The sequence below is a fragment of the Shinella lacus genome (assembly GCF_010994755.1).
GTDB lineage: Bacteria > Pseudomonadota > Alphaproteobacteria > Rhizobiales > Rhizobiaceae > Shinella > Shinella lacus.
The window spans coordinates 314,049-336,181 of sequence record NZ_WHSB02000006.1 but is presented as its reverse complement, the minus strand read 5'-3'; the positions used below and the strand labels follow the sequence as shown (position 1 = coordinate 336,181).

General features: G+C 64.7%; 22 protein-coding genes and 1 riboswitch. Of the genes, 13 read left to right on the top strand and 9 right to left on the bottom strand.

Annotation, left to right across the window (positions count from 1 at the left end; genetic code table 11):
* Nucleotides 1–37 precede the first annotated feature (37 nt).
* Nucleotides 38–1,045, bottom strand: a complete 1,008-nt coding sequence (locus tag GB927_RS18635) for an asparaginase (RefSeq protein ID WP_256118692.1) — start codon at nt 1,043–1,045, stop codon at nt 38–40.
* A gap of 83 nt (nt 1,046–1,128) precedes the next feature.
* On the opposite strand from GB927_RS18635, the gene GB927_RS18630 reads away from it, so the two are divergent.
* Complete coding sequence (locus GB927_RS18630; RefSeq protein WP_256118691.1) at nt 1,129–1,866, top strand: DUF3750 domain-containing protein; 738 nt, start codon at nt 1,129–1,131, stop codon at nt 1,864–1,866.
* Nucleotides 1,867–1,990: 124 nt separating this feature from the next.
* On the opposite strand, the gene GB927_RS18625 is transcribed toward GB927_RS18630, so the two are convergent.
* Nucleotides 1,991–2,857 (bottom strand): sigma-70 family RNA polymerase sigma factor, encoded by an 867-nt coding sequence (locus GB927_RS18625; RefSeq protein ID WP_256118690.1) that lies wholly within the window; start codon nt 2,855–2,857, stop codon nt 1,991–1,993.
* A 108-nt stretch (nt 2,858–2,965) separates the two neighbouring features.
* On the opposite strand from GB927_RS18625, the gene GB927_RS18620 reads away from it, so the two are divergent.
* The 3 genes from GB927_RS18620 to GB927_RS34410 all read left to right on the top strand — a co-directional run bounded on the left by GB927_RS18620 (nt 2,966) and on the right by GB927_RS34410 (nt 6,167).
* The gene (locus tag GB927_RS18620) at nt 2,966–3,424 is read left to right on the top strand and encodes a carboxymuconolactone decarboxylase family protein (RefSeq protein WP_256118689.1); all 459 of its coding nucleotides are present in this window, start codon (nt 2,966–2,968) and stop codon (nt 3,422–3,424) included.
* A 217-nt stretch (nt 3,425–3,641) separates the two neighbouring features.
* Nucleotides 3,642–5,078 (top strand): MFS transporter, encoded by a 1,437-nt coding sequence (locus tag GB927_RS18615; RefSeq protein ID WP_256118688.1) that lies wholly within the window; start codon nt 3,642–3,644, stop codon nt 5,076–5,078.
* A gap of 114 nt (nt 5,079–5,192) precedes the next feature.
* Nucleotides 5,193–6,167, top strand: a complete 975-nt coding sequence (locus GB927_RS34410; protein WP_256118687.1) for a sensor domain-containing diguanylate cyclase — start codon at nt 5,193–5,195, stop codon at nt 6,165–6,167.
* 35 nt (nt 6,168–6,202) lie between these two features.
* Here GB927_RS34410 and GB927_RS18605 read toward each other — a convergent pair whose 3' ends face one another.
* Entirely contained in the window at nt 6,203–7,225 is a 1,023-nt protein-coding gene (locus GB927_RS18605) for an NAD(P)H-quinone oxidoreductase (protein WP_256118686.1), read from the bottom strand.
* A 329-nt stretch (nt 7,226–7,554) separates the two neighbouring features.
* Here GB927_RS18605 and GB927_RS18600 point away from each other — a divergent pair, with 329 nt between their 5' ends.
* Nucleotides 7,555–7,812: a DUF1344 domain-containing protein gene (locus GB927_RS18600; RefSeq protein ID WP_256118685.1), complete on the top strand. Its 258-nt coding sequence runs from the start codon at nt 7,555–7,557 to the stop codon at nt 7,810–7,812.
* 70 nt (nt 7,813–7,882) lie between these two features.
* Here the strand turns inward: GB927_RS18600 and GB927_RS18595 are convergent, their stop codons facing one another.
* The 3 genes from GB927_RS18595 to crcB all read right to left on the bottom strand — a co-directional run bounded on the left by GB927_RS18595 (nt 7,883) and on the right by crcB (nt 10,644).
* Nucleotides 7,883–9,697 carry a GGDEF domain-containing protein gene (locus tag GB927_RS18595; protein ID WP_256118684.1) on the bottom strand — a complete coding sequence of 605 codons (1,815 nt, stop codon included), beginning with the start codon at nt 9,695–9,697 and terminating at the stop codon, nt 7,883–7,885.
* Nucleotides 9,698–9,820: 123 nt separating this feature from the next.
* On the bottom strand, nt 9,821–10,258 hold the full coding sequence (locus tag GB927_RS18590) for an EamA family transporter (protein ID WP_256118683.1): 438 nt from the start codon (nt 10,256–10,258) through the stop codon (nt 9,821–9,823).
* Nucleotides 10,255–10,644 (bottom strand): fluoride efflux transporter CrcB, encoded by a 390-nt coding sequence (gene crcB / locus GB927_RS18585; RefSeq protein ID WP_256118682.1) that lies wholly within the window; start codon nt 10,642–10,644, stop codon nt 10,255–10,257. The genes GB927_RS18590 and crcB overlap by 4 nt, the downstream gene beginning before the upstream one ends.
* 103 nt (nt 10,645–10,747) lie before the next feature.
* A riboswitch (Fluoride riboswitch) is annotated at nt 10,748–10,811 on the bottom strand.
* 125 nt (nt 10,812–10,936) lie between these two features.
* On the opposite strand from crcB, the gene betI reads away from it, so the two are divergent.
* The 5 genes from betI to GB927_RS18560 all read left to right on the top strand — a co-directional run bounded on the left by betI (nt 10,937) and on the right by GB927_RS18560 (nt 16,663).
* Nucleotides 10,937–11,581 (top strand): transcriptional regulator BetI, encoded by a 645-nt coding sequence (gene betI, locus GB927_RS18580; RefSeq protein WP_256118681.1) that lies wholly within the window; start codon nt 10,937–10,939, stop codon nt 11,579–11,581.
* A gap of 45 nt (nt 11,582–11,626) precedes the next feature.
* The gene (gene betC, locus GB927_RS18575) at nt 11,627–13,156 is read left to right on the top strand and encodes a choline-sulfatase (RefSeq protein WP_256118680.1); all 1,530 of its coding nucleotides are present in this window, start codon (nt 11,627–11,629) and stop codon (nt 13,154–13,156) included.
* A 1-nt stretch (nt 13,157) separates the two neighbouring features.
* Nucleotides 13,158–14,621: a betaine-aldehyde dehydrogenase gene (gene betB, locus GB927_RS18570; protein ID WP_256118679.1), complete on the top strand. Its 1,464-nt coding sequence runs from the start codon at nt 13,158–13,160 to the stop codon at nt 14,619–14,621.
* Nucleotides 14,622–14,670: 49 nt separating this feature from the next.
* Nucleotides 14,671–16,323, top strand: coding sequence for a choline dehydrogenase (betA, locus tag GB927_RS18565; RefSeq protein ID WP_256118678.1), 1,653 nt, complete (start codon nt 14,671–14,673; stop codon nt 16,321–16,323).
* 61 nt (nt 16,324–16,384) lie between these two features.
* The gene (locus GB927_RS18560; RefSeq protein ID WP_256118677.1) at nt 16,385–16,663 is read left to right on the top strand and encodes a hypothetical protein; all 279 of its coding nucleotides are present in this window, start codon (nt 16,385–16,387) and stop codon (nt 16,661–16,663) included.
* Here the strand turns inward: GB927_RS18560 and GB927_RS18555 are convergent.
* From GB927_RS18555 to GB927_RS34295, 3 genes are all read right to left on the bottom strand, one after another.
* A complete protein-coding gene (locus GB927_RS18555; RefSeq protein ID WP_256118676.1) occupies nt 16,656–17,126 on the bottom strand; it encodes a DUF6644 family protein in 471 nt (156 codons plus the stop codon). The genes GB927_RS18560 and GB927_RS18555 overlap by 8 nt on opposite strands.
* Before the next feature lie 12 nt (nt 17,127–17,138).
* On the bottom strand, nt 17,139–17,474 hold the full coding sequence (locus GB927_RS18550) for a DUF6152 family protein (protein ID WP_256118748.1): 336 nt from the start codon (nt 17,472–17,474) through the stop codon (nt 17,139–17,141).
* A 189-nt stretch (nt 17,475–17,663) separates the two neighbouring features.
* On the bottom strand, nt 17,664–18,584 hold the full coding sequence (locus GB927_RS34295) for a calcium-binding protein (protein ID WP_305111858.1): 921 nt from the start codon (nt 18,582–18,584) through the stop codon (nt 17,664–17,666).
* Between the two features lie 263 nt (nt 18,585–18,847).
* On the opposite strand from GB927_RS34295, the gene GB927_RS18540 reads away from it, so the two are divergent.
* Genes GB927_RS18540 through cysN form a run of 3 tightly spaced genes read left to right on the top strand, consistent with a single transcriptional unit; the run spans nt 18,848 to nt 22,099 of the window.
* Nucleotides 18,848–19,597, top strand: coding sequence for a phosphoadenylyl-sulfate reductase (locus tag GB927_RS18540; protein ID WP_256118675.1), 750 nt, complete (start codon nt 18,848–18,850; stop codon nt 19,595–19,597).
* A 47-nt stretch (nt 19,598–19,644) separates the two neighbouring features.
* A complete protein-coding gene (gene cysD, locus GB927_RS18535) occupies nt 19,645–20,598 on the top strand; it encodes a sulfate adenylyltransferase subunit CysD (protein WP_256118674.1) in 954 nt (317 codons plus the stop codon).
* 1 nt (nt 20,599) lies between these two features.
* Nucleotides 20,600–22,099 carry a sulfate adenylyltransferase subunit CysN gene (gene cysN / locus GB927_RS18530; RefSeq protein WP_256118673.1) on the top strand — a complete coding sequence of 500 codons (1,500 nt, stop codon included), beginning with the start codon at nt 20,600–20,602 and terminating at the stop codon, nt 22,097–22,099.
* The last annotated feature ends 34 nt before the right edge of the window (nt 22,100–22,133 follow it).

Sequence of the window (22,133 nt, the reverse complement as noted above, 5' to 3'; positions counted from 1 at the left end):
GCATCATCATAACGCATAACGTCATAGGGTGTCAATTTTACGCGGCAAACGCGTCCGTCACGCGGACGTCGCCGACGTGGATGCCGTTCCAGTTGGACATGGAGCGGTTGGCCTGGGCCATCAGGGCGGCGTGGAGGTCGGGTTCTTCGGTGAAGAAACGGGCGAGCGTGGCGGCGACCATGCTTTCGGCGGCGCGGGTGGTGCCGTCCTCGCATTTCAGCGCGATGGCGATGCCTTTTTCGGGGATGGCGGCGCAGAAGACGCCTTCGGCACCGGTTTTCGCGAAGATGCGGCCGGGGGCGGTTTCCATGAGGCGGGTGCAGGCGCGCTTCGTGCCGGCGACGTAGAAGGGTTCGGCCATGCAGGCGGCGATCAGCCGGCGCGAGGCCTTGGCGCGCTCGGGAGCAAGGCCCGCGCCGGTCGCCATCTTGGCGAAGCCGTGGGCGAGGTTTTTCAGCGGCACGGCGTAGGTCGGGATCGAGCAGCCGTCGGTGCCGCAATTTTCGGTGGCAAGCGCCGATCCCGTCAGGTTTTCCATGATGCCGCGGATTTCAGCCTGGACGGGGTGTTCGTAGCGCACATAGCCCTCAAGGTCCTTGCCGGTGTGGCAGGCGGCGCAGATGAAGCCGGCATGTTTGCCCGAGCAATTGTTGTGAAGGGCGGTTGGGTGGTCGAGCTGGCGGGCCTGGCCGATCAGCACCGGCTGTTCGAAGGACCAATGGGCGCCGCATTCCAGCACGCTCTCATCGACGCCGGCGGCGGCGAGCATGGTGGCGGCAAGGCGCGCATGCGCGGGCTCGCCATTGTGCGAGGAACAGGCGAGCGCCAGTTCGCGGTTGCCGAAGCCGTGCGCATCGGCGGCACCGCTTTCGACGAGCGGCAGGCCCTGCATGGCCTTGCAGGCCGAGCGCGGAAAGACGACGGCGTCGATTTCGCCTTGCGAAAACATCACCTTGCCATCACCATCGACCGCCACGACCATGCCGCGATGGCGGCTTTCGACGAGATCGCCGCGGGTGACTTCGACTAGGACGGGGTTTGCCATATTCGTGCCCTCAAATTTCCGGTTTCGAATGCGGTATTATCCGAAATCCATGGATGTGGACACTCGGTTTGGAGAGACCCCGCATGAAATTCCTGAGGAACGTGTTCGTCCTCTTTCTCGTGATCTATCTCATGCCGGCGCTGGCCTCCGCGGGCTACTGGTACATCAAGGACCGGCCGCAGAACTGGCGGGAGGCGAACTGGAAATCCGCCGGTATCCTGCCGAGTGCCGAAGACACGCCGCGGGCGACGATCCACATCTTTTCGGCCGCGACCGGCGGCCTGAAGGGCGCGGTGGCAAGCCACGCCTGGATCGTCACCAAGGAAGCCAATGCCAAAAGCTACAACCGCTATGACAAGGTCGGCTGGGGCACGCCGGTGCGCAAGAACGGTTATGCGCCGGATGCCTTCTGGTATTCCAACACGCCGCGCGTGGTCGTCAGCGTCAGCGGCGACGAGGCGGCGCGGCTGATCCCGAAGATCGAGCAGGCGATCGCCAGTTACCCCTATTCCAAGCCCGGCGGCTATCGCATCTGGCCGGGGCCGAACTCCAACACCTTCGTCGCCCATGTGCTGCGCAACGTGCCGGAACTCGGCGTCGTGCTGCCGCCGGATGCGGTGGGGCGCGATTACCTGCCGGAGGGCAAGCTCTTCGCCATCGATGCGGACGGCAAGGACATGCATGCAACGCTTTATGGCCTGCTCGGCATCTCGGCCGGGCTGCGCTCCGGGCTCGAACTGCACATCATGGGCCTTGTCGCCGGCGTGGATTTTTACCGGCCGGCGATCAAGATACCCGCGATCGGACGCATCGGGGTCTAGCGGTTTGCTGACAAGGCATGCCCCACCCCGCTGTCACCCTCGGGCTTGACCCGAGGGTCCATGCAGCACGCGCGGCGTGGATGCTCGGGTCAAGCCCGAGCATGACGGAGGAGTGGGTAGCCTCCTAAAGATACTCGACCTCGAAGGCGGCGATGCGGGCGGGGTCGGCGATCGAGTCGATGGCGGTGATCTGGTCGCCCGCAACCTCCATGCGCACGACGATCCTGAGTTCGCCGCCGAGGATGACGGCGAGGCCGAAATGGCCGTCGATGAGGGCGAGCCTTGCGGCGGTCGCCTTGCCCTTGAAGGTGGTGGCCACCGCCTGCGCGCCGTGGATTTCCGCAAGCGAACCGAGCCGCACCGCATCTTCATCCGCGTGGAAGACGACCTCGGGATCGAGCACGGCGAGCAGGCCTGAAAAATCGCCATCGCGCGAGGCGGCGAGGAAGGCCGCGACGACGCGCTTGCGGCGGTCGTAATCCGCAGCCGGCGTCTCCTGCAGGCCCTGCACGCGACGGCGCGCGCGGCTTGCGAGCTGCCGGGCGGCAACCGGCGTCTTGTCGACGATGCGGCCGATCTCCTCGAAGGGTACGTCGAACATGTCATGCAGGACAAATGCGAGGCGCTCGGCGGGCGCCAGGCGCTCCAGCACGACCAGCAGCGCGAGGCCGACGGAATCGGCAAGGGCCGCCTGTTCGTCGGCCGCGGCGCTCGGGTCGGCGTGCTGTATTTCGCCGTCGTCACCGTCGATGGGGTCCTCGCGGCGCTTCGTGCGGGCGCGCAGCATGTCGAGGCAGATGCGGCCGACGACGGTCGTCAGCCAGCCACCGAGATTGTCGATGCCGTCGCCGCTGGCCCGCTCCAGCCGGAGCCAGGCTTCCTGCACCGCATCCTCCGCCTCGGCCCGCGAGCCCAGCATGCGGAAGGCGACGGTGCCGAGGCGCCCGCGTTCAGCCTCGAAATGTTCGGCCCAGAATTTTTTCTCGCTCATCTGTCACACTCCCTCGCTCAGCGGCGTCATGGCCATGACGAACGAAGCAGGCCCGGTGTGACAGGGTTCGCATTCGTCGAACGCGAAAACATTGCAAGGAGCGAAAAAATGCAATCCCGTATGAACAATATCGTCGCCGTTCTCCCCGAAGTCATGGGCGCATTGCAGGCGTTGCAGGGGGCCGCGCAGAAAACCGGCCTGCCGGAGAAGACCGCGAACCTCGTGCATCTGAGGGCAAGCCAGATCAATGGCTGCGGCTTCTGCGTCGACCTGCATCCGCGCATGATGAAGAAGGCCGGCGAGAGCGACCGGCGCATCTTCTCCGTCGCCGCCTGGCGCGAGGCGCCCTTCTACACCGACGCCGAACGCGCCGCGCTCGCGCTGACCGAGGCGCTGACCCGCATCGCCGACCGCGAGGAGCCGGTGCCGGACGCGGTCTGGAACGAAGCCGCCCGTCACTACGACGAAAAGACGCTGGCCGCCCTCGTCGTGGAGATCGCAGCGATCAATGTTTGGAACCGATTCAACGTGGCGACGCGGCAGGTTGCTGGCGAATGGAATCCGTAACTTCGCCCACCCACCGTCATCCTCGGGCTCGACCCGAGGATCCACATGGCGCTCGCGGCATGGATGGTCGGGTCAAGCCCGACCATGACGGAGGAGAGGCTGGCGCGGCTCTCGGCCCATCGGACCCGCATTTTCATTGAAAAGTCACGGCTTGCAGTCGGTTTGAAGCCGTGCGACGTCTGAAATCCATTCTTTTCGCATGCCAAGGCTCAATTTCATGTCCGATAGCGTCATCACCCCGAAGGAGGCCGCGCCGCGGCTTTCCAGCCTGTTTTCCCGCGCCTATCTGTTCGGGACGCTGATGCTGGGCGGCGGGATCATGCTGCATGCGGTGGAGACCTATATCACCGCGACGCTGATGCCCTCGATCGTGCGCGATATCGGCGGCCTTCCGCTGTTTGCCTGGGCGACGACGATCTATGTCGCGGCCTCGGTGCTCGGCTCGACCTTCGTGGCGGTGCGGCCGAAGAGCGTGACGCTCAATCGCTGTTATGTCTTCGGCGCGGTGCTGTTCGGCATCGGCAGCCTCGTCTGCGCCATCGCGCCCACCATGGAGACGGTGCTGGTCGGCCGGGCGATCCAGGGGCTCGGCGCCGGCTTCCTCGTGGCGCTCGGTTATGCCTTCATCCGCTTTGTCTATCCGGAACCGCTGTGGAGCACGGCCTCGACGCTCTATGCCGCCGTCTGGGGCATCGCGACCTTCCTCGGCCCGACGATCGGCGGCATCTTTGCCGCCGGCAGCGCCTGGCGCGAGGCCTTTGCGCTCCTCATTCCGCTTTCCATCCTGATGGCGGTCTCCGCGCCAAAACTGCTGCCCTCCGGCGAGGCCGAGCGGGTGACGACGAAGACGCCCTTCCTGCAGATCGTGCTGCTGGTCGCGGCCGTGGTCGTGTTGTCCTTCGCAAGCTCGGTGGATGCGCCGGCGCTGCGCAGCCTCTTTGCGGCCTCAGCCGTCGTCGCGATCATCGCCGCCATCACCATCGAGCGGCACACCGAAGCGCGGCTGCTGCCGGCCGGCACGATGCGCCTCACCTCGCCGCTTGCCCGCGTCTATCTCATCATGCTGATGCTGCTCGTCACCATCTGCTCGGACATCTACATCCCCTATTTCCTTCAGGTGTTGCACGGGGTGACGCCGCTCGTTTCCGGCTATCTCGTGGCGCTGCTGGCGCTCGGCTGGACGGCCGCGGCCTTTGCCACCGCAAACATCCGGGGGCGGCGCGCCAACCGGGTCATCGTCGGCGGCGCGCTGGTCGAGGCGGTTGCCACCGCGCTTCTCGTCGTCACGCTCGCCCGGCACAATCCCGCAGGCAGCCTGCCGCTGCTGGCGATCGCCACCGTCTTCATCTTCCTGATGGGTTTCGGCATCGGCCTCGGCTGGGCGCATCTCGTCACCCATGTGCTGCATCTGGCGCCGGCCGGCGAGACGGACAAGGCGTCCGCGGCCATCACCACCATGCAGGCGCTGGGTGCTGCCTTCGGGGCGGCGATTGCCGGCATCATCGTCAACACGACCGGCCTCGTCGATCCCGGCGGCACGGAAGGTGCTGTGACGGCGGCGCGCTGGCTCTACCTGCTGCTCGCCATCCCGGCGGCGCTCGGCATGCTGCTTGCGACCACCCTTCCGACGGGAAAGGCCACAAGCGCGGATTGAGGATTTGTTAACGGCATCCGGCAGTCCTCGTTGCGACACTGCCTCCTTCTGCCACAAAAGGCCCCTATCGTCCGGCGCAACGCCCTGACGATTCGGCCTTGGAAGGAAAACCGGGTGAGACGCAGCAACGGGCACAGGGTGCCGGGCGAGAGCAGCAGGGCGCATGCCGATGCTATCCTGCCGCTTGCAGCCATCCGCGACCGCGCGACGACCGACCTCGTGCTGTCCGGGCTCGACGCCTCCGGCGTCGCCTTCGCGCTATTTTCGCCGGACGACGAACTTTCCTACGGTTCCACGGCTTTTGCCGCCCTCTTCGACGTGCAGCCGGGCGCGCGCACCTTCGGCGACATTCTGCGCCATTGCCATGCCAAGGGCGTCGGCCCGAAGATGAACGGGCCGATCGACGCCTTTCTCGCGATGGCGGCCGAAAAACGGCGCAGCAGCCCGCACCGCAGTTTCGAGATCGACATCAGCGACGACCGCTGGTTCCTGGTCAACGAGACGCTGCTGGCCGACGGCTGGCTGTGGAGCGTCTTCACCGACATCACCATGCTGAAATCGACCGAGCGCGTGTTGCAGCTCGCCCGCGATGCCGCGCAGCTTGCCGCCGATACGGACCCGCTGACCGGGCTGCTCAACCGCCGCGCGGCGATGGAGCGGCTGGATGCGGAAATGCGCGCGGCCTTCCGCGACTGTACGCAGCTCTCGCTGGTGCTGATCGACCTCGATCATTTCAAGACGATCAACGACCGTTACGGCCATGCCAAGGGCGACGACGTGCTCCGGCATTTCGCCGCCGCCGGCCGCCAGCAATTGCGCGGCGGCGATGTTTTCGCGCGCATCGGCGGCGAGGAATTCATGGTGCTGATGCCGGGCACCGGTATCCGGCAGGCGACGCAGGCCGTGGAGCGGCTGCGCAGCCATGTGCGCGAGGAGGAGAACCGCGCGGGGCTCTGCTGCACCTACACCATGTCCGCCGGCGTCGCGGAATATTGCGGCAATGCGGTCGAAGACCTTTTCGAGCGGGCCGACAGGGCGCTCTACAGCGCCAAGCATCTCGGCCGCGACCGCATCGAGCAGGCGCCGTAACGTCTAGCTTTTACGCAATTGCGGACGCAAAACCGCTACACACTTTTGCTGGAATTGCTTTCGACGGTCAGCATGATCTTCCCGATATGATCGCCGTGTTCCATCATGCGATGGCCGGCGGCGGCATCGGCAAAGGGCAGGACGGCGTGCACCACCGGGGCGATGCGCCCCTCCTCCAAAAGCGGCCAGACCTTCTGCAAGAGCTCGTCGCGGATCGCCTGCTTTTCCGCCGCAGTGCGCGGGCGCATGGCGGAGCCCATCAGGTGCAGGCGCTTTTGCAGGATGGGCGCGAGGCTGACCTTTTCGGCAAAGGTGCCGCCGAGGAAGGCGATGATCGACAGGCGGCCGTCGCGGGCGAGCGACTTCAGGTTCCGCTCGAAATAGGCGGCCCCGATCATGTCGAGGATGACGTCGACGCCGGCCTTGCCGGTTTCCTCCGCGATGACGGTGCAGAAATCCTCGCTGCGGTAGTTGATCGCGCGGGAGGCGCCGAGGTCGAGGCAGGCCTCGCATTTCTCCGCCGTGCCTGCCGTCGTGAAGACGCGCGAGCCAAGGGCTGCGGCAAGCTGGATGGCCGTCGTGCCGATGCCGCTCGACCCGCCATGGATGAGCACGCTCTCGCCGGGCTTCAAGCCTGCCATCATGAAGAGGTTCGCCCAGACGGTGAAGAAGGTTTCCGGCAGCGCCGCCGCCTTCACCGCGTCATAACCCTTCGGAAAGGGCAGCGCCTGGGTCGCCGGCACGGCGCAATAGCGCGCATAGCCGCCGCCATTCGCCAGCGCGCAGACCTGATCGCCGAGTTCGTAGCCGGTCACGTCGTCGCCGATCGCCACCACTTCGCCGGCGATCTCCAGGCCGAGGATGGGGCTGGCATCCGGCGGCGGCGGATAGTCGCCCTTGCGCTGGAGCACGTCCGGCCGGTTGATGCCGGCGGCCGCGACACGCACGAGGATTTCGCCGCTTCGAAGCTGCGGCGTGCGGCCCTCCATCACCACCAGATTGTCCGGGCCGCCATGTTCGGTGAGCCCGATATAGGACATGGATGATGGAATGGACATGGGCTTCTGCCTCCCCGGGCGCTTTGGCGACGCGCAATCTGTAACGCTGATTCTAGCCTAAAGCGCGAACCATTTGAATCGTTTCCGGCCGCGCCTGCGACATTTGCGATGGCGCGCCGACCGCCCACTTTCAGCCGCAAACCGCTGAGATTCCGGCCGTTTCGGGACGCGCAGAATTAAATCTTGTTAATTTGAAAACGGATTTTTCCGGGCCTAGCTTCTGTTGCGAAGCCGGGGAGCGCCGGCGGCTCACCCCCCTAGAGCCGCGACGCGACGTCTCCCGGACGGCTTCTCAGTGCCCCGCCCGGGGCCGCTATAGGACGACACAGATGCGTGTTCTTCTTTCCAATCTCGCCATCGTCACTGTTCTCACCACACCGGCTCTTGCCCTCGCCGCCCAGACGGCGACCGGTACGGTCAAGGATTACAACAAGGCGTCGATGTCTCTGACGCTCAGCGACGGCACCACCTACCAGCTTCCGAAGGGTTTCCACGATCCCGGGCTGAAGACGGGCGAGAAGGTGTCCGTCTCCTTCGACATGTCCGGCAAGAACCACGAAGCGAAGACCGTGAAGCTCATTCGCTGACGTGGCGGGAAGCGGGCTCCGAGGAGCCCGCTTCCAAGTTTTTTGTTTTGCCGCTTCGGCTGGAAATGCTCTAGTGCGCAGCCGAAAGCTGCGCTGCGGCGGATGCCGAGGACAGCACGAGCCCCCCGTCGCTGCCCTTGGCATCCGCCTTCAAGGCGGCGATCCGGCTGCTGATCAGCCCCGCCTCGCCGATCACCTCGCCCTCCGGCACGATGACCACGGCAGCCGAGCAGCGCATCAGCGGAAACGTCGTCTGGTTGCCGGCGCGATCATGCCCGCGGATCTGGCCGGCGAGTTGGTCTTCCGCCGCATAGAGCAGGCGCACCTCGCGGCTGAAATCGGCCAACAGCCGCTCCAGAATGACCTGCACAGCCTCCACCGGACGGCCGGAAATGCCGGCAAAAAAATCATCCCCGCCGACATGGCCGATGAAGACGTCGTCGCCGATGAATTCGCGGCGCATCAGCGAGGCGAAGAGCGACAGCGCGAGATCGCCCTTCTGGAAGCCGTAGTGGTCGTTGAACGGCTTGAAATTATCGAAATCGAAGTAACACAGGCAGCGCAGCTGGTCGCCGTCGAGCGCCTTGTCCTGAAGGTAGTCGCGGATCGAGCGGTTACCGGGAAGCCCGGTCAGCGGGTTCTGGTCCTCCGCCGTCTTCAGGCGCTTCTCGTTGATGATCTTCAGCAGCGAGGAGGCAGACAGGATGCCGGCATAGCGCAGGTTCTCCGTCAGGATCACGCATTCATTGCCGCCCATGCCGGTGAAGACGTCGAGCAATTGTTCGGCGGGCGTGTCGAGATCGGCGATCGGCGCGGTGGTGACGAAATGCGACAGGCTCTTCTGGTAGAGCTTGTTCTTCAGGAGATCGCGGCCGAACGGGTGATAGCTCAGTTCCTTCACATGATATTCATGCAGGATGCCGCGCGGCTCGTCATTGGCGTTGAGCACCGGGAAGAAGGTGCGCTTGGGATCGCGGCGGAAGAATTCGAAGACCGATTCCAGGCTCTCGTTTTCGCGCAGCACCGCGACCTGCTCGATCTCGCGGCGGATGAGGATGCTGTCCAGCGTGCGTGACGAGCGGCGCGTGCCGCCGGCCCGCGTTACCTGGGCATAGACCGGGCTGAGCATGGAAAAATCGGTGACCGGGCGGGAGACGAACCAGCCCTGCACGAGATCGCAGCCGGCCTCGCGGGCGGCGACGAATTCGGCCTCCGTTTCCACGCCTTCGGCGATGACGCGGATGCCGAGCACATGGGCGGCGTTGACGGTGTTGCGCACCAGATGGCGCTTGCGCGCATCGTTCTCCATGCCGGAAATGAAATGGCGGTCGATCTTGAGATAGTCGACCTGGTGGTCGCAAAGCAGCTTCAGCCCGTTATGCCCGACCCCGAAATCGTCGATGGCGAGCTTGAAGCCGGCAAGCCGGAGCTTGCGCACGAGGATCGCGAAATCCGGCAGCGTATCGTTGTCGAAGCGCTCGGAAATCTCGAAGCAGATCGAGGAGGCCGGAATGCCGGCGCGGAAGAGATGGCCGGCGAGCCGCTCGACGAGGTCCGCCCCTTCCGGCACCAGGCGGGAATCGAGGTTGATGAAGAGCGTGCGCGAGCGGAAATCGGGCAGGGCGGCGAAGGCCGCGATCGCGCGGCTGTTGGCCATGTGCTCCAGCGCCAGAAGCTGGCCCGCCTCGTGCGCGCGGTCGATCAGGTCGAGCGGCGAGCTGAAGCCGAGCCGGTCGAAGCCGCGCATCAGCGATTCGTAGCCGAACACCGCGCCGGTGCCGGCCTCGACGATGGGCTGGAAGGCCGTTTCGATCACCAGCTTGGCAAGGGTGACGATCTCGCCATCCCCGAAACGGCGTAGGGCGAGCAATTCGGCGGCGGACATGGGCGGCTCCGAGGCGTGAACTTATGCCACGAAGTGTTCTCCGGGATCGCTGAAGAATCCGTTTCCGTAATGTGACAGTTCGATGAAAGTTCAATGACTACAAGGAGTTGAAAAAGGAGCGACTCATATAGGCAAAGCCAGCAGCAAGGCCCCGCCGCCAATCATGACCACAGCCAGCCAATGGGCCGGCGAAAGCTGCTCGCCGAGGAACAGAACGGCGAAGACGGCGACCAGAATAACGCTCAGCTTGTCGACAGGCGCGACCTGGGCAGCCTTGCCGATCTGCAGCGCGCGAAAATAGCAGAGCCACGAGGCGCCGGTCGCCAGGCCCGAGAGAATGAGGAAGATCCAGCTCCTTGCCGGCACCGTGCCCGGCGCCTGCCAGTTGCCCATGAGCGTCAGCATGAGGGCGAGCGCCAGCAGGATAACCACGGTGCGCACGAAGGTCGCGAAGTCGGAATTGACTTCGGCAATGCCGATCTTGGCGAAGATCGCCGTCAGCGCCGCGAAGACCGCCGAGCCGAGCGCCCAGACCTGCCAGGATGTGAGAAGCCCCTTCACATTGCACCTCCTGCGAGCATATAGCGCGACAGGATAAGCCCCGCCGCCACAGCAAGCAGCGAAAAAATCACCGAGGCGCCGACATAAAGCGCGGCCAGCCCCACCTCGCCGCGCTCCCAGAGCAGCGCCGCATCGAGCGAGAAGGCCGAAAAGGTGGTGAAACCGCCGAGGATGCCGGTGGTGAGGAACAGCCGCAACTCCTGCGGCAGGTGGCCGCGAAAGGCGAAGGCTCCGGCAATCAGTCCCATCACCAGGCAGCCGAGCACGTTGATGACGAGCGTGCCGGCCGGAAAGCCCGTGCCGAACAGGCGCGCCGACAGCACGTTCACCCCGTGGCGCCCGGCACCGCCGATGCCCGCGCCGAGAAAGACGATCAGATAGTTCATGTCCGTTGCCCTCATGGTTCAGCTACTGGAAAGCCGGACAACAAAAAACCGCCCACGGGCGGTCGCCAAACACGCGCCCGCCGTCGACGGCCATTGCTGGCCGGTTCTGGCAGGCGCTATCAGCCGGTAAACGGCGGTTGTCGGGGAGCACCATCCCCATCCCACGGTGAAATTTCTAACGCGGGGCTGCGGCTGCTGTCAAACGGCGTTGATGGGGCCGATAGTGCCAAAAAAAAATTTATTGATTGATCACTCAATTAAAAATACGCTTGACGAAAATCAGGGGAACCACATGCCGAAGGTTGGAATGGAGCCGGTGCGCCGCAAGGCGCTGGTGGACGCGACGCTGAGGGCGGTCGGCGACCACGGCTCGCTGACCGTCACCATGTCGGAGATCGCCCGCCATGCCGGCGTGTCGGCCGCACTCGCCCACCACTATTTCGGCTCCAAGGAACAGCTCGTCATCGAGACGATCCGCAGCCTGCTGCGCCAGCTCCGCGCCGATGCCGTGGCGGCGTTGAAGGCTGCCGCGACGCCGCGGGAGAGATTGTCGGCGGTGATCCGCGTCAATTTCCAGGCGCACCAGTTCGCACCCGAGACCGTCGCCGCCTGGCTCGCCTTCTATTCGGAGGCGCAGCGCTCGGAAGAGGTGCGCCGCCTGCTCGTCGTCTATGCGCGGCGGCTGAACTCCAACCTGCTGGCAAGCCTCAAGCAGCTCTGCCCCGCCACGACCGCCTCCGACATCGCCGATGGCGCTGCGGCGATGATCGACGGGCTGTACCTGCGGCAAGGGCTGAAATCCGCGCCGGTCAGCATCGAATCGTCGATTGCGCTGACGGAGGGGTATGTGAACGCGCAGTTGGCCGCTGCCGGCGTTGTCGCAGGGTCACCCCCACCCGCCGCTTCGCGGCGACCTCCCCCCTCAAGCGGGAGGTAAAGTCTGCCAAACGCCACGCCTTGCATTGTTTCGAAGGACCCATCCGTGACCGCCAGCAAGCCGAATATCCTGATCATCATGGTCGACCAGCTCAACGGGAAGCTTTTCCCGGATGGCCCGGCGGACTGGCTGCATGCGCCGCACATGAAGGCGCTGGCTGCGCGTTCGGCGCGCTTTCGCAACAACTACACGTCCTCGCCGCTCTGCGCCCCCGCCCGCGCCTCCTTCATGGCCGGGCAATTGCCGAGCCGCACGCGGGTCTACGACAATGCGGCGGAATACGTCTCCTCCATCCCGACCTTCGCCCACCACCTGCGCCGCGCCGGCTATTACACGGCGCTGTCGGGCAAGATGCATTTCGTCGGGCCGGACCAGCTGCACGGCTTCGAGGAGCGGCTGACCACGGACATCTACCCCGCCGATTTCGGCTGGACGCCGGACTACCGCAAGCCGGGCGAGCGCATCGACTGGTGGTATCACAATATGGGTTCGGTGACGGGCGCGGGTGTCGCCGAGATCACCAACCAGATGGAATATGACGACGAGGTCGCCTTCCTTGCGAACCAGAAGCTCTACCAGCTTTCGCGCGACAATGACGATATCTACCGCCGGCCGTGGTGCGTCACCGTCTCCTTCACCCATCCGCACGATCCCTATGTGGCGCGCAAGAAATTCTGGGACCTCTACGAGGATTGCGAACACCTGATGCCGGAGGTCGGCATGCTGGAGGAGCAAGACCCGCATTCCGCGCGCATCCTGCATTCCTGCGACTATGCCGCCTTCGCCATCAGCGGCGAGAACGTGCGCCGCTCGCGCCAAGCCTATTTCGCCAACATATCCTATCTCGACGAGAAGGTCGGCGAGTTGGTCGACACGCTGACGCGCACGCGCATGCTGGACAACACGCTGATCCTGTTCTGCTCCGACCATGGCGACATGCTGGGCGAGCGCGGCCTGTGGTTCAAGATGAACTTCTTCGAGGGTTCTGCCCGCGTGCCGCTGATGGTGGCCGGTCCCGGCGTTACCCCCGGCCTGCACCTCGCCCCCTCCTCCAATCTCGACGTTACGCCGACGCTCGCCGACCTCGCCGGCATCTCGATGGACGAGATCATGCCCTGGACGGATGGCGAAAGCCTCGTGCCCGTCATCAACGGCGCGGAGCGGACGTCGCCCGTGCTGATGGAATATGCGGCGGAAGCCTCCTATGCGCCGATCGTCGCGATCCGCGAGGGCAAGTGGAAGTACATCCACTGCGAGCTCGACCCGGAACAGCTCTATGACCTCGACGCCGACCCGCTGGAGCTGACCAATCTCGCGACTTCGGAAAATCCAGTCATCAAGACGACGCTCACGGCCTTTAGACAGATGCGCGAGGCGCGCTGGGACATGGCGGCGTTCGATGCGAGCGTGCGCGAAAGCCAGGCACGGCGCTGGGTGGTCTATGAGGCGCTGAGGAACGGTGCCTATTATCCCTGGGACCACCAGCCGCTGCAAAAGGCATCCGAGCGCTACATGCGCAACCACATGAACCTCGACAATCTCGAGGAATCCAAACGCTACCCGCGGGGAGAATAAGATGAGAGCCCAACCGAAAGCCTCGCATTTCATCGACGGCGAGTATGTGGAAGACGCCGCCGGCACGTCCTTCGAGAGCCTTTACCCCGCCACCGGCGAGGTGATCGCGAAGCTCCACGCCGCGACGCCCGCGATCGTCGAAAAGGCCATTGCGTCCGCCAAGCGCGCGCAGAAGGAATGGGCCGCACTGAGCCCCACCGCGCGCGGCCGCGTGCTGAAGCGCGCCGCCGAGATCGTGCGCGAGCGCAACCGCGAGCTTTCGGAACTCGAAACGCTCGATACCGGCAAGCCGATCCAGGAAACCATCGTCGCCGACCCGACCTCGGGCGCCGACGCCTTCGAATTCTTCGGCGGCATCGCGGCGGCAGGCCTCAACGGCGACTACATCCCGCTCGGCCAGGATTTCGCCTTCACCAAGCGCGTGCCGCTCGGCGTCTGCGTCGGCATCGGCGCGTGGAACTACCCGCAGCAGATCGCCTGCTGGAAGGGCGCGCCTGCTCTCATTTGCGGCAACGCCATGGTGTTCAAACCGTCCGAAAACACGCCGCTCGGCGCGCTGAAAATCGCCGAAATCCTCGTCGAGGCCGGGCTGCCGAAGGGGCTCTACAACGTCATCCAAGGGGACCGGACGACCGGGCCGCTGCTCGTCAACCACAAGGATGTCGCCAAGGTCTCGCTGACCGGCTCCGTGCCGACCGGCAAGAAGGTGGCGGGGGCTGCCGCCTCCGACCTCAAGCATGTCACGATGGAACTCGGCGGCAAGTCGCCGCTCATCGTCTTCGACGACGCCGACCTCGAAAGCGCCATCGGCGGCGCCATGCTCGGCAACTTCTACTCGACCGGCCAGGTCTGCTCGAACGGCACCCGCGTCTTCGTGCAGAAGGGCATCAAGGACAAGTTCCTGTCGCGTCTCAAGGAGCGCACGGAAAAGATCCTGATCGGCGACCCGATGGAGGAAGCGACGCAACTCGGCCCGATGGTCTCGAAAGCCCAGCGCGACAAGGTTCTCGACTATATCGAGAAGGGCAAGGCGGAGGGTGCGACGCTGCTGACCGGCGGCGGCATCCCGAATGACGTCTCGGGCGACGGCTACTACATCCAGCCGACCGTCTTTTCCGACGTGACGGACGAGATGACGATCGCGCGCGAGGAAATCTTCGGCCCCGTCATGTGCGTGCTCGATTTCGACCATGAGGCCGAGGTGATCGCCCGCGGCAACGCCACGGAATTCGGCCTCTCCGGCGGCGTCTTCACATCGGACATCACCCGCGCCCACCGCGTCGTCGACCAGCTCGAAGCCGGCACGCTGTGGATCAACACCTACAACCTCGCCCCCGTGGAAATCCCCTTCGGCGGCTCCAAGCAATCCGGCTTCGGCCGCGAGAACTCGCTGGCGGCGCTGGAGCACTATTCCGAGCTGAAGACGGTCTACGTCTCGATGGGCAAGGTCGAGGCGCCGTATTGAGCGGTCGCTCGTCGATGAACGCATGAACAAAACCTGGCTGGGGACCGCCATGCAGAACGCAGACTACATCATCGTCGGCTCCGGCTCCGCTGGCTCCGCGCTCGCTTACCGGCTTTCGGAGGATGGCAAGCATACGGTCATGGTGCTGGAATATGGCGGGTCGGATATCGGGCCGTTCATCCAGATGCCGGCGGCGCTTGCCTGGCCGATGAGCATGAAGCGGTACAACTGGGGCTATCTTTCCGAACCCGAGCCGAACCTCAACAACCGGCGCATCACCGCGCCGCGCGGAAAGGTGATCGGCGGGTCGTCGTCGATCAACGGGTTGGTCTATGTGCGGGGCCATGCGGAGGACTTCAACCGCTGGGAAGAGCTTGGCGCGCGGGGCTGGGCCTATGCGGACGTGCTGCCCTACTACAAGCGCATGGAGACCTCGCATGGCGGGGAAACCGGCTGGCGGGGCACGGATGGGCCGCTGCATGTGCAGCGCGGGCCGGTGACCAATCCGCTCTTCCACGCCTTCATCCAGGCGGGCAAGCAGGCGGGGTTCGAGCTTACCGAGGATTATAACGGCTCCAAGCAGGAAGGGTTCGGCCTGATGGAGCAGACGATCCACAATGGCCGGCGCTGGTCGGCGGCGAACGCCTATCTGCGCCCCGCCATGAAGCGGCCGAACGTTTCGCTGGTCCATTGCTTCGCGCGAAAGATCGTCATTGAGAACGGGCGGGCGACCGGCGTCGAGATCGAGCGTAATGGCAAGATCGAAGTGGTGAAGGCGAACCGCGAGGTGATCCTGTCGGCCTCCTCCTTCAATTCGCCGAAGCTCCTGATGCTCTCCGGCGTCGGGCCGGCCGCGCATCTGAAGGACATGGGCATCGAGGTGAAGGCCGACCGGCCGGGCGTCGGCGCCAATCTGCAGGACCATATGGAATTCTATTTCCAGCAGGTCTCGACCAAACCCGTCTCGCTCTATTCCTGGTTGCCGTGGTTCTGGCAGGGGGTGGCGGGGGCGCAATGGCTGCTGTCCAAGGGTGGGCTCGGCGCTTCCAACCAGTTCGAGGCCTGCGCCTTCCTGCGCTCGGCACCGGGGCTGAAGCAGCCGGACATCCAGTATCATTTCCTGCCGGTCGCGATTTCCTACGACGGCAAGGCGGCGGCGAAGAGCCACGGCTTCCAGGCGCATGTCGGCTTCAACCTGTCGAAGTCGCGCGGCAGCGTGACGCTGCGGTCCGGCGATGCGATGGCCGATCCGGTGATCCGCTTCAACTATATGAGCCATGCGGAAGACTGGGAGAAATTCCGGCACTGCGTACGGCTGACGCGCGCGATCTTCGGCCAGAAGGCCTTCGACGAATTCCGCGGGCCGGAAATCCAGCCGGGCGCCGGCGTCGAGACGGACGAGCAGATCGATGCCTTCCTGCGCGAGCATCTGGAGAGCGCCTATCACCCTTGCGGCACCTGCCGCATGGGGGCGGCGAGCGACCCGATGGCGGTGGTAGATCCGGAAACGCGCGTGATCGGCGTCGATGGGCTGCGGGTCGCCGACAGCTCGATCTTCCCGCATGTCACCTATGGCAACCTCAATGCGCCGTCGATCATGACCGGCGAGAAAGCGGCCGACCACATCCTTGGCAGGCAACCGCTGGCGCGCTCCAACCAGGAGCCGTGGACCAACCCGCGCGCTGCGGTGAGCGACCGGTAAAAACTTGGGAACCAGAACGGTTCCAAGGGGTTAAGGCGGGCAACCGTTCCAAGGGGAGCCCATGACCGTCTACCAAAAGGTTTCGCGCATCGACATCAGCAAGGAGACCGATCTCGTCGTCACCTTGATCCACGGCATCACTGGCCCCTGCGCCTTCATCACCGATCCGGCGCAGGCACAGGACACGATTCCGCTTCCCGCCGAGGAAGCGCTGACCGACGCCAGACGGCTGATTGCCGGCGACGTCAACCCGCGCAATCTCGTCGTCGTCGACGAGGAGGACCTGTGGGACGAACGCTGGGGCAGGCTCGTGCCACACCCCGATCGCGGCATCAGATAAAGCCGATCCAGCGCCCCGCCAGGACGGCGCCAATCCAGATCACGAGCGAGAACGCTGCCTGCACGCGCAGGGCGGGCGTGGCGCTGTCCGTCGACATCGCCATGCGCCACCCGCTGCGCAGATGCAAGACGAGGGCATTGGCGATGCCGAGTGCGACGAGCCCGACCTTGGCCAGGAAGGCCGGGTTTTGCGCGTATTCCTGCGGCCGGACGGAGAAAAGACAGAGGCCGGTCACGATCGCGAAAACGATGCCCGTTGCCGCGGTGCGCGACAGCAGCGGGCCGATAGCCGCGATGGGCGCTGCGCGGACCACGCCGATCAGCCGCAGGTCGAGCGGCAGGATCGCCCCGACGATGAGGCCGATCGACAGGATGTGGGCGGCGTTGACGACGAGATAGAGCGTGCCGGACGCCTTGAGCGCTGCGGCGACCGGCGTCGTCGAGAGCCAGGCGAGCGCCTCCATGCGGGCCGCCTGTCAGTTCGTCTCGATGCGGTCGGGATAGATATCGAAGACCTTGCCCGCGACGGTGATGCGCACCGCCTTCATGCGCTTCTCGTCCTGGTCGAGCGAGCGGTTGCCGAGCACGACGATCTCGTCGCCGGGATTCGCCGAGCCTTCCACGAAGCCGGAGCGCTCGGTCTGGCGCGGATTGCCGAGTTCGACCTTCCACACGCCGTCCGAGGCCGTCTCGACCTCCAGTGCTGGATGCGGCGGCGCGATCATCACGGTGCGGATGGTGCCGGTGAGTTCGGTCTGCTTTTCCTCGGCCCAGGTCCAGCCATGGTGGGCAAAGGCGGCGAAGGCTGTCATCGTCGCGGCAGCGGCGAAGGTGACGATCCGGATGGTTTCGGTCTGCACGGCGTTGTCCTCCGAGGGTCAGCCCCGAAGGCAGGATACACCAAGCCGCCGGCGAGGCCGTTCAAGGATAGTTGAACGGGTCGCCCAAACGGAAAAGGCCGGGCAGACGCCCGGCCTTCCTCACCGCTTCCGACCGGAGGCTCAGAAGAAGAAGAAATCGTTGGCGTGCAGGTCGGCCTTGTCGACGCCGGCAAGCTTGATCGTGTTGTTGCCGTAGTCGATGACCACGCCGCTGGACGAATCGTCGGCATGCGCCAGCACGTCCTTGAAGCTCGAGAGCAAGGACTTGTCGAGGCGGATCACGTCGCCCTTGGCGCCGCCGGCGGAGAAGTCGGTGATCGTGTCGTTGCCCTGGGCCTTCTTGAAGATGAAGGTGTCGTTGCCAGCACCACCGGAAAGGCGATCGTTTCCGGCGCCACCGTCGAGCGTGTCGTTGCCGGCGCCACCGGTAAGCTTGTCGTTGCCGGCGTCGCCGTAGAGCTTGTCATTGCCCGCGCCACCCGAAATCGCATCGTTGCCAGCGCCGCCCTTCAGCGTGTCGTTGCCGCCATTGCCGGAGATCTTGTCGGCCTTGCCGAAGCCGGTGAACGTGTCGCTGCCATTGCTGCCGCGATAGTCGATGGCATTGGCCTTGAGGATCTTTTCAAGGCTGGTCGTCGCGCCGCCATCGGTGTTCTTGCCGCCCATGATGTCGGCGAGGATCTGGCCGCCCACTGTCTTATCGGTGACGTTGAGACCGGTGATCTCGATATCGGACACCGCCTTGAAGCGCGAGCCCGACAGGTCGATGGAATTGCCGAAGGTGATGGCACTCAGCGAGCCGGTGACCTTGTGGGTCATCAGGTCGTAGTCCCACTTCGTCTTGCCGGCCGTCAGGAAGGCGCCGAAGTCCTTGGCGTTGGTGGTGGCATATTGCGTGCCGCTCATCGCCATCGGGTCGGCGCTGTTGAAGGAGCCGTAGCCATCGCGAAGGTAGGTCCTGTTGAAGCTGGCGAGATAGGCGGCGAAGTTGATGCCCTTGCCGTCGCTGTTTGCATCCTTGACCGTGATCTTGATCGCCATCTCGCTGTCCTTCCCGAAGAGCCGCACAGGCCCATTAATAACATGACTGGGGTAGTCAGCTATTAAATCTGATTTTTGCTGTCAAGTTTTTTGACGGCCTCTCTGCTACATGCATGGATGCTGAAAGGCGGCAGGATTTCTGCGCTCGGCGTGAGATGGAGAGATATTTGCTCCCGCGCCGACATTTCAGAAATCCGTTTTGCTGTCTTGGCGGGGGCAAGGCTGCGATAATCCCCTCAATTCTCGTAAAGGCATGGAATGAAATGACTGCTCTCACCGGAAACGGGACCGCGCAGGCCCTCAATGACAAACTCGCCGAACTCGACCTCGCCGGGCGCATCGCGCTCGTGGCGGAGTTGGGCGGCCGTGCCGTGTTCACCACCAGCCTCGGCATCGAAGACCAGGTCATCACCGCGGCGATCGGCATAGATCGCCTGCCCGTCGATGTCGTGACGCTGGAGACCGGCCGGCTCTTCAAGGAGACCGTCGACCTCATCGACGAGACCGAAGAGCAATATGGCATCACCATCACGCGCTATCGCCCGGTGCAGGACGATATCGACGCCTACGCCAAGCAATATGGCCTCAACGGCTTCTACGAAAGCGTCGAAGCCCGCCACGCCTGTTGTGGCGTGCGCAAGCTGAAGCCGCTTGCGCGCGCGCTCGAAGGGGCATCCTTCTGGATCACCGGGCTTCGCCGCGGCCAGTCCGGCAACCGTGCCGACACGCCGTTCGCGGAGTTCGATGCCGAGCGCAACCTCATCAAGATCAACCCGCTGGCCGACTGGGACATGACGCGCATCAACGCCTATGTCGCCGACAATGCCGTGCCGGTGAACCCGATGCACAAGCGCGGTTATCCGTCGATCGGCTGCGAGCCCTGTACGCGCGCCATCAAGCCGGGCGAGCCCGAGCGGGCCGGCCGCTGGTGGTGGGAAAACGACGAGAAGCGCGAATGCGGCCTGCACGTGCCGGAATCGGCGATCCCATCCCTCGAGTCGAGCGCCCTTTGACAATCTTTCGCCTCTACCAGGCGCATCAATCCGGAGACTACCCTTTCATGTCCGATACCCGTCACGAAGCGGAAGCGAAGCAGAATGCAACGTCGAAGCCGCCGCTCGATCCGCATCTGAAGGCACTGGAAAACGAAGCGATCCACATCTTCCGCGAAGTCGCCGCCGAGTTCGAGCGTCCGGTGATGCTCTATTCGATCGGCAAGGATTCCTCCGTCCTCCTGCATCTTGCGCGCAAGGCCTTCTATCCCGGCCGCGTGCCCTTCCCGCTCCTGCACGTCAACACGGGCTGGAAGTTCGCGGAAATGATCGCGTTTCGCGACAAGGTCGTCGCCGATTACGATCTCGACCTGATCGAGCACATCAATCCGCGCGGTGCGGCGGAGAACGTCACGCCGTTCACCCACGGTTCGGCGCTCTACACCGACATCATGAAGACCGAGGCGCTGCGCCACGCGCTCGACGCCGGCAAGTTCGATGCGGCCTTCGGCGGTGCGCGCCGCGACGAGGAAGCCTCGCGCGCCAAGGAGCGCATCTATTCCTTCCGCACGCCGGACCACCGCTGGGACCCGCGCAACCAGCGCCCGGAACTGTGGAACATCTACAACGGCATGATCCGCAACGGCGAAAGCGTGCGCGCCTTCCCGCTCTCCAACTGGACCGAGGTCGATATCTGGCGTTATATCCAGGCGGAAGAGATCCCGATCGTCCCGCTCTATTTCGCGGAAAAGCGTTCCTTCGTCGAACGCGACGGCATGATGATCCTCGCCGAGGACCCGCGTCTCGAACTGCTGCCGGGTGAAGTCAAGCAGGAAGGTGTCATCCGCTTCCGCACGCTCGGCTGCTTCCCGCTGACGGGCGCCATCCGCTCGCAGGCCACCACGCTCGACGACATCATCGCCGAGCTGGAGACCGCCACTGTCTCCGAACGCCAGGGCCGCGCGATCGACCGCGACCAGTCCGGCTCCATGGAAAAGAAGAAACGTGAAGGGTACTTCTGAGATGACCGCATCCGCCACCGCAACCGCCGAGGTTTTCACCGTGGACGAATCGGTTCTCGAAACGGCCAGCGACCAAGCGCGCGCGATCCGCGATTCCCGCCCGCTCCGCCTCATCACCTGCGGCTCGGTCGACGACGGCAAGTCGACGCTGATCGGCCGCCTGCTCTGGGACACCAAGGCCGTCAAGGAAGACCAGGCTGCGACCCTGCACCGTGACAGCGGCAAGCAGAACGACCTCGGCCTGCCCGATTTCGCGCTGCTGCTCGATGGTCTCCAGGCCGAACGCGAACAGGGCATCACCATCGACGTCGCCTATCGCTATTTTGCGACGGACCGCCGCTCGTTCATCGTCGCCGATACGCCCGGCCACGAACAATATACCCGCAACATGGCAACCGGCGCCTCGACGGCGGACCTTGCCGTGCTGCTGATCGATGCACGCGCCGGCATTCTCGAACAGACCCGCCGCCACGCCACGATCGCGTCGCTGATGGGCATTCGCCAGTTCGTGCTTGCCGTCAACAAGATCGACCTGACGAACTACGACCGTGCCGGCTTCGAGCAGATCGTGCACGACTTCAAGGAGTTCGCGCTGACGCTGGGTGTCAAGCAGATCACCGCCATCCCGATGTCGGCGCTGAAGGGCGAGAACGTCGTCTATGACGGCCGAGCCAACATGCCCTGGTACGAAGGCCCGACGCTGATCGAGACGCTGGAAAAGGCCACCACCCGCTCCAACCAGACTGTCGGCTTCCGTCTGCCCGTGCAGCGCGTCTCCCGCCCCGGCGAAAGTTTCCGCGGCTATCAGGGCACCGTTGCCGGCGGCTCGGTGAAGCCGGGCGATTCTGTCGTCATCCTGCCCTCGGGCATGGTGGCGAATGTCACCAAGATCGTCACCTTCGACCTCGTGCGCAACGCCGCCGTCGCGGGTGACGCGATCACGCTGGTGCTTGACCGCCAGGTGGACGTGTCGCGCGGCGATATGATCGTCGCCATCGACAGCCAGCCGATGACCGGCCGCGGCTTCGACGCGCAGCTCGTCGCCCTCCAGCCGGAAGGCATCGAGCCGGGCAAGCGCTACTGGCTGAAGAGCGGCTCGCGCCGTCAGCGCGTGAGCATCGAGCCGGTGAGCCAGCTCGACCTGAAAACCTCGAAGTGGCATTCGGCCGAAAAGCTCGGCATGAACGGCATCGGCAAGGTCCATCTCGTCTTCGACGAGCAGGCGATCTTCGACACCTACGAGCAGAACCGCACGACCGGCGCCTTCATCCTGATCGACCCGGACACCAACAACACGGTGGCCGGCGGCATGATCACGGGCCGCCGCTCGGAAATCGGCGGCATCCACAAGGACGACCAGCGCGTGCTGCTGTCGCTGCCCGCCGACCTCGCCGAAAAGATCATGGCCACCGAACTCTTCGCCAACCGCCGCCAGGATGTGGACGTGCGCCACACCAGTGCCGGCCGGGCTGCGGAAATTCTGGCCGATCTGGATGAATAGTCCCGGCTTCGCCATAGGATCTGCAAGCGGCGCT

What these genes read in the sequence shown, in the direction of transcription:
- GB927_RS34295 (WP_305111858.1), bottom strand. Translation starts at nt 18,584, where the DNA reads ATGGCGATCAAGATCACGGTCAAGGATGCAAACAGCGACGGCAAGGGC.
- GB927_RS18605 (WP_256118686.1), bottom strand. Translation starts at nt 7,225, where the DNA reads ATGTCCATTCCATCATCCATGTCCTATATCGGGCTCACCGAACATGGC.
- GB927_RS18635 (WP_256118692.1), bottom strand. Translation starts at nt 1,045, where the DNA reads ATGGCAAACCCCGTCCTAGTCGAAGTCACCCGCGGCGATCTCGTCGAA.
- GB927_RS18595 (WP_256118684.1), bottom strand. Translation starts at nt 9,697, where the DNA reads ATGTCCGCCGCCGAATTGCTCGCCCTACGCCGTTTCGGGGATGGCGAG.
- GB927_RS18550 (WP_256118748.1), bottom strand. Translation starts at nt 17,474, where the DNA reads ATGACAGCCTTCGCCGCCTTTGCCCACCATGGCTGGACCTGGGCCGAG.
- GB927_RS18555 (WP_256118676.1), bottom strand. Translation starts at nt 17,126, where the DNA reads ATGGAGGCGCTCGCCTGGCTCTCGACGACGCCGGTCGCCGCAGCGCTC.
- cysN (WP_256118673.1), top strand. Translation starts at nt 20,600, where the DNA reads ATGACCGCATCCGCCACCGCAACCGCCGAGGTTTTCACCGTGGACGAA.
- betB (WP_256118679.1), top strand. Translation starts at nt 13,158, where the DNA reads ATGAGAGCCCAACCGAAAGCCTCGCATTTCATCGACGGCGAGTATGTG.
- betI (WP_256118681.1), top strand. Translation starts at nt 10,937, where the DNA reads ATGCCGAAGGTTGGAATGGAGCCGGTGCGCCGCAAGGCGCTGGTGGAC.
- betA (WP_256118678.1), top strand. Translation starts at nt 14,671, where the DNA reads ATGCAGAACGCAGACTACATCATCGTCGGCTCCGGCTCCGCTGGCTCC.
- GB927_RS18600 (WP_256118685.1), top strand. Translation starts at nt 7,555, where the DNA reads ATGCGTGTTCTTCTTTCCAATCTCGCCATCGTCACTGTTCTCACCACA.
- GB927_RS18615 (WP_256118688.1), top strand. Translation starts at nt 3,642, where the DNA reads ATGTCCGATAGCGTCATCACCCCGAAGGAGGCCGCGCCGCGGCTTTCC.
- GB927_RS18620 (WP_256118689.1), top strand. Translation starts at nt 2,966, where the DNA reads ATGCAATCCCGTATGAACAATATCGTCGCCGTTCTCCCCGAAGTCATG.
- GB927_RS18625 (WP_256118690.1), bottom strand. Translation starts at nt 2,857, where the DNA reads ATGAGCGAGAAAAAATTCTGGGCCGAACATTTCGAGGCTGAACGCGGG.
- cysD (WP_256118674.1), top strand. Translation starts at nt 19,645, where the DNA reads ATGTCCGATACCCGTCACGAAGCGGAAGCGAAGCAGAATGCAACGTCG.
- GB927_RS18630 (WP_256118691.1), top strand. Translation starts at nt 1,129, where the DNA reads ATGAAATTCCTGAGGAACGTGTTCGTCCTCTTTCTCGTGATCTATCTC.
- GB927_RS18560 (WP_256118677.1), top strand. Translation starts at nt 16,385, where the DNA reads ATGACCGTCTACCAAAAGGTTTCGCGCATCGACATCAGCAAGGAGACC.
- GB927_RS18540 (WP_256118675.1), top strand. Translation starts at nt 18,848, where the DNA reads ATGACTGCTCTCACCGGAAACGGGACCGCGCAGGCCCTCAATGACAAA.
- crcB (WP_256118682.1), bottom strand. Translation starts at nt 10,644, where the DNA reads ATGAACTATCTGATCGTCTTTCTCGGCGCGGGCATCGGCGGTGCCGGG.